This is a genomic window from Methylobacterium sp. J-026 (assembly GCF_022829585.1).
Taxonomy (GTDB): domain Bacteria; phylum Pseudomonadota; class Alphaproteobacteria; order Rhizobiales; family Beijerinckiaceae; genus Methylobacterium.
This window is the reverse complement of the sequence record NZ_JAKSYC010000166.1, coordinates 36066-42542: the sequence shown is the minus strand read 5'-3', so window position 1 is coordinate 42542 and position 6477 is coordinate 36066. Positions and strand designations below refer to the sequence as shown.

The window sequence follows — 6477 nt, the reverse complement described above, 5'->3', positions numbered from 1 at the left end:
ATCGATGAGATCACGGCGCATCACACGAGCATCGCGCGCGCCTTCTGGTGGTGCTCCCTGGTCGACGGTGCGGTCCTACGAGAGTGGCTGGTCAACATGGGCGCACGCGCTCCGGACCAGCGCATCGCTCACCTCCTCTGCGAACTTTTGATGCGCTTGGAGGCGGTGGGGCGTGTCACCGATAATAGCTACGCGTTCCCACTCACGCAGACCGAGATCGCTGACATGATCGGCTTGTCCGACGTGCACGTGAACCGAACCCTACGCGGGTTGCGCGCCCTCGGCCTGATCCACCTCAAGCGCCGGGTGCTGACCATTCTCGACGTCGAGCAGCTAAAGGCGTTCTGCAGCTTCGCACCGAACTACCTGCACCTGCGCAATACCCGTTGGGGAGAGCGCCGCGACCTGAGTTGGCTCGGCCGAGCCCAGGAAGGCTAGCCGATGTCCGAGCGGGGCAACGTCGAGACGTTGATCGTGCTGCAGCCGATCGCGGTCGACACGGGTAGCCCCGACCATGACGGCATGCTGGTGATCGCCAACGGCCTCCTTGTGGCGGTTCTTGTCCGCCTCGCCGAACCCGAGCACGCCAATGTCGGAAGCTGGTTTCTGGAAGCGGGGTTCGGCCGGCTGCAGGGGAACAAGTCTCTGACCTTCCTGGACCTGGAGGAGGCGACGCGCTGGCTGCGGCAACGCCTAGCGCCGACCTGACCTCGTCGGCGCTGCCCCGTGGTTGGGCGATACCGGCGTCCGCACTCTGCTGGAACGCGACGCCCCCGAACCTTTCTCAAGCCTGGGGTACTTTCAGGAGGTTCCAATTGCCTGTATCGCACGTGCCTTACGCCCTCGTCGTGGACGATGATGCGCTGATCCGTATGACCGCGATGGACGTCCTGGAGGAGGCGGGGTTCCACACCTTCGAGGCCGGAGACGGCGCCGCAGCCATGGCCCTGCTGGCTGAGAAGCACGCCCTGATCATTCTGCTGTTCACCGATGTACAGATGCCTGGGTCCCGCAATGGCTTTGCCGTCGCCAGGGAAACGGCCGGCCGGTGGCCGCACATCGCGATCGTCCTCGCATCCGGGAAGGCTCGCCCTTGCTCCGGCGACTTACCGGAGGGGGCACGCTTCCTCGGCAAGCCATTTTTGGCTGAGATAGTCCGGGAGCATATCAAGGAGATCTTGCCGGACGGGCAAAAGCCCGAGCTGCTGCGCGATTAGTAGCTGAGTGAGCCATTCGCGTCGCGTCCCCTCAAGGAAACAAAGAGCTAGCATTCAGGCTGGCAATTATTATTGTCGTATCGCCACAACCGCATCTCGGCAAAGCAGACTGAATGAACCTGCGAGCCAGCATGTCGTACCGAGTAACGTCCTCTCTAGAAGGCCTCGTTCCAGCAGAGCAGTTCCATCACGCAAGCACTAATGGATCGCTGCCTCATTCGTCAGCGTCCCGGCACAGCGCGCGTCGGCCTTAACGGTAAGACTGGGTTGGATGTGGCACGTCCGCGTTAGGACGAAAGATCAAGGTCCGATTGCCACCCATTGCAGACTCTGAGCAGGTCCGCTTGCAACCACTTTTTGAGATAAGGTTGTGCGTTTGTATCGGCCACAGCGTAGGCTAATGATGGAGGGCAACTACGAACCAATCATGATCGCCGATTAAGCACGTCGCAATATATGCTACACTATCTATTTTTATTGATTATCGCTCTAATTTCATTCAGTGCGTTCTCGCGCATCTGATCTGTCGATAGTTTACCCCACAACGTCAACATGCGATTAGTCTGCATGTACTGTCCGGCATGTTCGCCAGATCCATATAAATCATCGACGGGTATACGGAGCGCATCTGCAATCCGTCTTAAATTCTCATGACGAGCGTCTTTCTCGTTCCGCATGTTGCCCTCCAACGGTTGTCCGTCGTGTAAGGTGGCTGGAGATACCATTCCGCCGAGTTGTAGCCCGAACAAGTTGTGTGTTCAAAGGTTGTAGTGGAATGTTGACCCAACCGGACTGATGCGGGAGGTGCCGGTGATTTTCACGACCGACGCCCAGGGCGAAATCACGTACATCTGTCTCGAATGGAACGCCTACGCCGGGCAGACGCGCGAGATGGCATACCGGGACGGCTGGACCACACCAGTCCTGGAAAGCGATCAGGATGCTGTCAGGGCCATCTTCTCAGAGGCGGCCAAGGCACAGGCCGAGTTCTGTGTCCGGTTCCGCATTCGGTGCGCGGATGGGTCGGTGCGATGGCTCGCGGCAGGAGGCGTTCCCTCGTTTGGACCGCCGGGGCGGTCGTTCCTCGGTTATCTCGGGTCCATGACCGAGTTTGCGCCGACAGAGGCAACTGAGATCGCCGCATACGGTGGGATCGAGAGGTTCATCCCGCCGCCGACACAGGTGGCCACGCAGGCCGTGTCACCCCTCGATACCATCGCGGACCACCTCATCATCGTGTACTCGCTAATGGAGCAGCACGATGCGACGTCAGGCTTGAAGGAGGTCAAAGCCGCCTTGTTTAAGATCGGCCAAGCATTGGCCCGCAGTGATGGATCGCGGCTGCGGCTCAACTGAGTGAACGAAACCTCGGCTCCTACTGAAGACAGAAGCATCTTGACCATTGCGTTGCCGGCTTGGACGGTGGTCGAGGCGGTACACGGATCTGGATGAGTTTGCCGGTCCGAGGGTCGAGAACCACTACCACCATATCATGCCCCCTGCGATCAGATGCTGAACCTCAGCACGATGACGTGGAACACCAACTCGATCCTTCGGGCGGTCGTTTACGATCATCGTCGCCCGGCAGCGCTGCTAACCATAGCATACAGTTGGAAGTTGTAAATAACGCAGATGCACAACCGATGGATTGGGTTTGGGCTTCGGGCCCTCGTGAAGCTTCCCGAGAGTAGTCAGTCTCGTTGCCATACGCGCAACGGGATATAGGCGAGACGCCCGCTTTCGGGCGAAACGCTATGGTCCGCCCACCACCCTGAGCCGAAGTTGCCAGACAGCCGACCAATGACCGCTTACGGGACGCGGCCATGGCGATCCAGACGGCCGGGTTGGGTCGGAACCGGGATGGCTGCTGAGGGGGATTTGCGATGGTCTGTTTTCGAGCGAGAAGTGGCAGAAGCAGACATCGCCGTCGCGCCGACTAGCGATCCGTTGCAGGAGCTTTGGTGGCACGTGCAGCATTGGCGGTGTACCGAAGCTAGAAAGGTCGTCACAAAGGAGTCGCCGCATGGTTCGGGTGCGCAGCTTTCAGGAGAATGATGCTCCGGCCCTCGCTGACCTGATGATCGAGATGACTGATTTCTACGGCGTTACGGTCGATCCTGATCTGGCGGTCGCCAAGGATGTCATCCGGCAAGCTCAGAGGGTGAACATAGCCGTGGCTCACGATGATGCCCGATTGCTGGGCTTCGCCACCTACACGTCGCTGTACCCCGTTCGTGGGCTGCTGGCGTTTACCTACGTCCAGCAGATTTATGTGGCCCATGCCACGCCGCGCTCGCCTCCGGATGCGCCGCGTCCCACTCGCGCAGGGCCTGGGCGTCGCGGGGGGTCACGTCGGGAAAATCCGGATCGCTGCCCACGTCCGGGCTGACCCGCCAGGAGCGGGCGCATTTGCGCCCCTCGGCCGGGCTCGGGACCACGGCGACGCCGCGGACCTCGTCGAGGCGGAAGGCGTCGGCCGGGCCCTCGCCCGCCACCACGGTGATGTCCGAGGTGATGCAGGTATCGGCGAAGGCGCAGCCCTCCAGCGCGGCCAGCAGCTCGGGATCGGCCACGTAGACGGTCGGCGCCGCCTCCAGGCTCGCGCCGATGCGCTTGGCCGCGCGCTCGATCTCCAGGGCGCCGGTGACCACCCGCCGCACCCGCCGGATTTTCTGCCAGCGCTCCGCGAGGGCGTCGTCGCGCCATGCGGCCGGGGTGTCCGGCAGCGTCTGGAGATGCACGGAGCCATCCGCGGACGGGTAGCGGTCGAGCCACGCCTCCTCGGCGGTGAAGGCCAGCACCGGGGCGAGCCAGATCGCCGCCCGGTGGAACGCCGCGTCGATCACCTGCAGGGCCGCCCGGCGGCGGACCGAGGAGACGGGATCGCAGTACAGGGCGTCCTTGCGCACGTCGAAGTAGAAGGACGACAGGTCGCCGGTCATGAAGCCGTTGAGCAACGCCACCACCCGCTTGGTGTCGAAGGTCGCGTAGGCCTCGCGGATCTCGCCGTCGAGCTCGGCCAGCCGGTGCAGGATCAGCCGCTCCAGCTCCGGCATTTTTTGGAACTCGACGTCATCGCCCGGCACCCGATGCGCCAGGGAGCCGAGCATCCAGCGCAGGGAGTTGCGCAGCTTGCGGTAGGTCTCCGCAAACGTCTTGATGATCTCCGGTCCGATGCGCAGGTCGTCGGTATAGTCCGAGGCCGCCACCCACAGGCGCAGGATGTCGGCGCCCGAATCCTTGATCACGCTCTGGGGCGCGACGACGTTGCCCTTCGACTTCGACATCTTCAGGCCCTTGGCGTCGAGGACGAAGCCATGGGTCAGGACGATGTCGTAGGGCGCCCGGCCGCGGGTGCCGGAGGATTCGAGCAGCGAGGACTGGAACCAGCCCCGGTGCTGGTCCGACCCCTCCAGGTACATCACCCGGTCCTGGCCGCCGTCGCGGACCCGCCGCACCCCGGCCAGCCCCGGGAAGGCCTCCGGATCGTCCAGCACGAAGGCGTGGGTCGAGCCCGAATCGAACCAGACGTCGAGGACGTCGGTGACTTTTTCGTAAGACGCCGGGTCGTGGTCGGGCGCGAGGAACCGCGCGGCGGCATCGTCCCGGAACCACGCGTCGGCGCCCTCCGTGGCGAAGGCATCGCGGATGCGGGCGTTGACGGCCGCGTCCTTCAGGATCTCACCCGTCTCCCGGTGGACGAAGACGGTGATCGGCACGCCCCAGGCGCGCTGGCGCGAGACCACCCAGTCCGGCCGGTTCGCGACCATGCCGGTGATGCGGTTCTTGCCTTGCGGCGGAACCCACTGGGTGTCGTCGATGCCCTGGAGCGCCACCTCGCGCAGGGACCGGTTGCCGAGGCTGTCGACCGGCCGGTCCATGGCGATGAACCATTGCGGCGTATTGCGAAAAATCACCGGCTTCTTGGAGCGCCAGGAATGCGGGTACTGGTGGCGCAGCACGCCACGGGCGACGAGCGCCCCGGCCTCGGTGAGCGCGGCGATGACCGCCTTGTTGGCGTCGCCCTTCTCACCCTTGTCGGTGAGGACGCGCTTGCCCTCGAAGCCGGGGGCGGCCTTGGTCAGGGCGCCGTCGGCATCCACCGTGTAGGGGATGGCCGGGTTGATGCCGCGCTCGGCGAGCAGACGGCCGCTCGCCATCCAGAGCTCGAAATCCTCGCGGCCGTGACCGGGCGCCGTGTGGACGAAGCCGGTGCCGGACTCGTCCGTGACGTGGTCGCCGTCGAGCATCGGGACGGGGAAGCCGTAGCCGAGCGCCGCCAGGGGATGGTTCAGGGTGAGCGCGGCGAGAGCCTCCGGACGCACGTCGCCGACGCGCTCGAACGCCTCGACGCGGGCAGCCTTGAACACCGTGGCGGCCAGGCTGTCGGCGAGCACATAGGTCTGGCCGGGCGTCGCCCAGTTGTCGGCCGGCGCCTGCGTGACGCGGTAGAGCCCGTAGGCGATCTTTTTGGAATAGGCGACGGCGCGGTTGCCCGGCATGGTCCAGGGGGTCGTGGTCCAGATCACGACCCGGGCGTCTTTCAGCGCCGCGTCGGCTCCGTCCCGGATCGGGAACGCCACGAACACGGTGTCGCTGACATGCTCCTCGTACTCGACCTCGGCCTCGGCGAGCGCGGTCTTCTCGACCACCGACCACATCACCGGCTTCGAGCCGCGATAGAGCTGGCCCGACATCGAGAACCTCATCAGCTCGTCGGCGATCACCGCCTCGGCCGGGTAGGCCATGGTGGCGTAGGGGTGGTCCCAGTCGCCGGTGCCGCCGAGGCGCTTGAATTCCTCCCGCTGCACGTCGAGCCAGTGCGCCGCGAAGGTCCGGCATTCCTGCCGGAACTCGATCACCGGCACGTCGTCCTTGTTGCGGCCCTTGGCGCGGTACTGCTCCTCGATCTTCCACTCGATCGGCAGGCCGTGACAGTCCCAGCCCGGGACGTAGTTGGCATCGAAGCCGAGCGCGCCTTGCGAGCGCACCACGACGTCCTTCAGGATCTTGTTGAGCGCCGTGCCGATATGGATGTTGCCGTTGGCGTAGGGCGGGCCGTCGTGCAGGACGAATTTCGGCCGGCCCCGGCCGCGGGCGCGCAGCTTGCCGTAGAGGTCGATCTCGTTCCAGCGCGCGATGAGGAGCGGCTCGCGGACCGGCAGGCCGGCGCGCATCGGGAATTCGGTCTGCGGCAGGAACAGGGTCTTGGAATAGTCGCGGGCGGGCGCGGCGGGCGCAGTCTCGGGGGTGGTCATCG

Annotated in this window: 6 protein-coding genes; 4 read left to right on the top strand and 2 right to left on the bottom strand. The window is 64.5% G+C overall.

Annotated elements, in window-relative coordinates:
* The 4 genes from MKK69_RS15965 to MKK69_RS15950 form a co-directional block, all read left to right on the top strand.
* Nucleotides 1-438: Crp/Fnr family transcriptional regulator (locus MKK69_RS15965; protein WP_243969320.1), on the top strand; the 438-nt coding region annotated here is incomplete at its 5' end.
* Nucleotides 439-441: 3 nt separating this feature from the next.
* Entirely contained in the window at nucleotides 442-708 is a 267-nt protein-coding gene (locus MKK69_RS15960) for a hypothetical protein (protein ID WP_243969318.1), read from the top strand.
* A gap of 107 nt (nucleotides 709-815) precedes the next feature.
* On the top strand, nucleotides 816-1217 hold the full coding sequence (locus tag MKK69_RS15955; protein ID WP_279598424.1) for a response regulator: 402 nt from the start codon (nucleotides 816-818) through the stop codon (nucleotides 1215-1217).
* Between the two features lie 810 nt (nucleotides 1218-2027).
* Nucleotides 2028-2573, top strand: coding sequence for a PAS domain-containing protein (locus tag MKK69_RS15950; RefSeq protein ID WP_243969316.1), 546 nt, complete (start codon nucleotides 2028-2030; stop codon nucleotides 2571-2573).
* Between the two features lie 649 nt (nucleotides 2574-3222).
* On the opposite strand, the gene MKK69_RS15945 is transcribed toward MKK69_RS15950, so the two are convergent.
* Nucleotides 3223-3498: a hypothetical protein gene (locus MKK69_RS15945; RefSeq protein WP_243969314.1), complete on the bottom strand. Its 276-nt coding sequence runs from the start codon at nucleotides 3496-3498 to the stop codon at nucleotides 3223-3225.
* On the bottom strand, nucleotides 3467-6475 hold the full coding sequence (gene ileS / locus MKK69_RS15940) for an isoleucine--tRNA ligase (RefSeq protein ID WP_243969312.1): 3009 nt from the start codon (nucleotides 6473-6475) through the stop codon (nucleotides 3467-3469). The genes MKK69_RS15945 and ileS overlap by 32 nt, the downstream gene beginning before the upstream one ends.
* Nucleotides 6476-6477 lie beyond the last annotated feature (2 nt).

What these genes read in the sequence shown, in the direction of transcription:
- MKK69_RS15945 (WP_243969314.1), bottom strand. Translation starts at nt 3,498, where the DNA reads ATGGGCCACATAAATCTGCTGGACGTAGGTAAACGCCAGCAGCCCACG.
- ileS (WP_243969312.1), bottom strand. Translation starts at nt 6,475, where the DNA reads ATGACCACCCCCGAGACTGCGCCCGCCGCGCCCGCCCGCGACTATTCC.
- MKK69_RS15960 (WP_243969318.1), top strand. Translation starts at nt 442, where the DNA reads ATGTCCGAGCGGGGCAACGTCGAGACGTTGATCGTGCTGCAGCCGATC.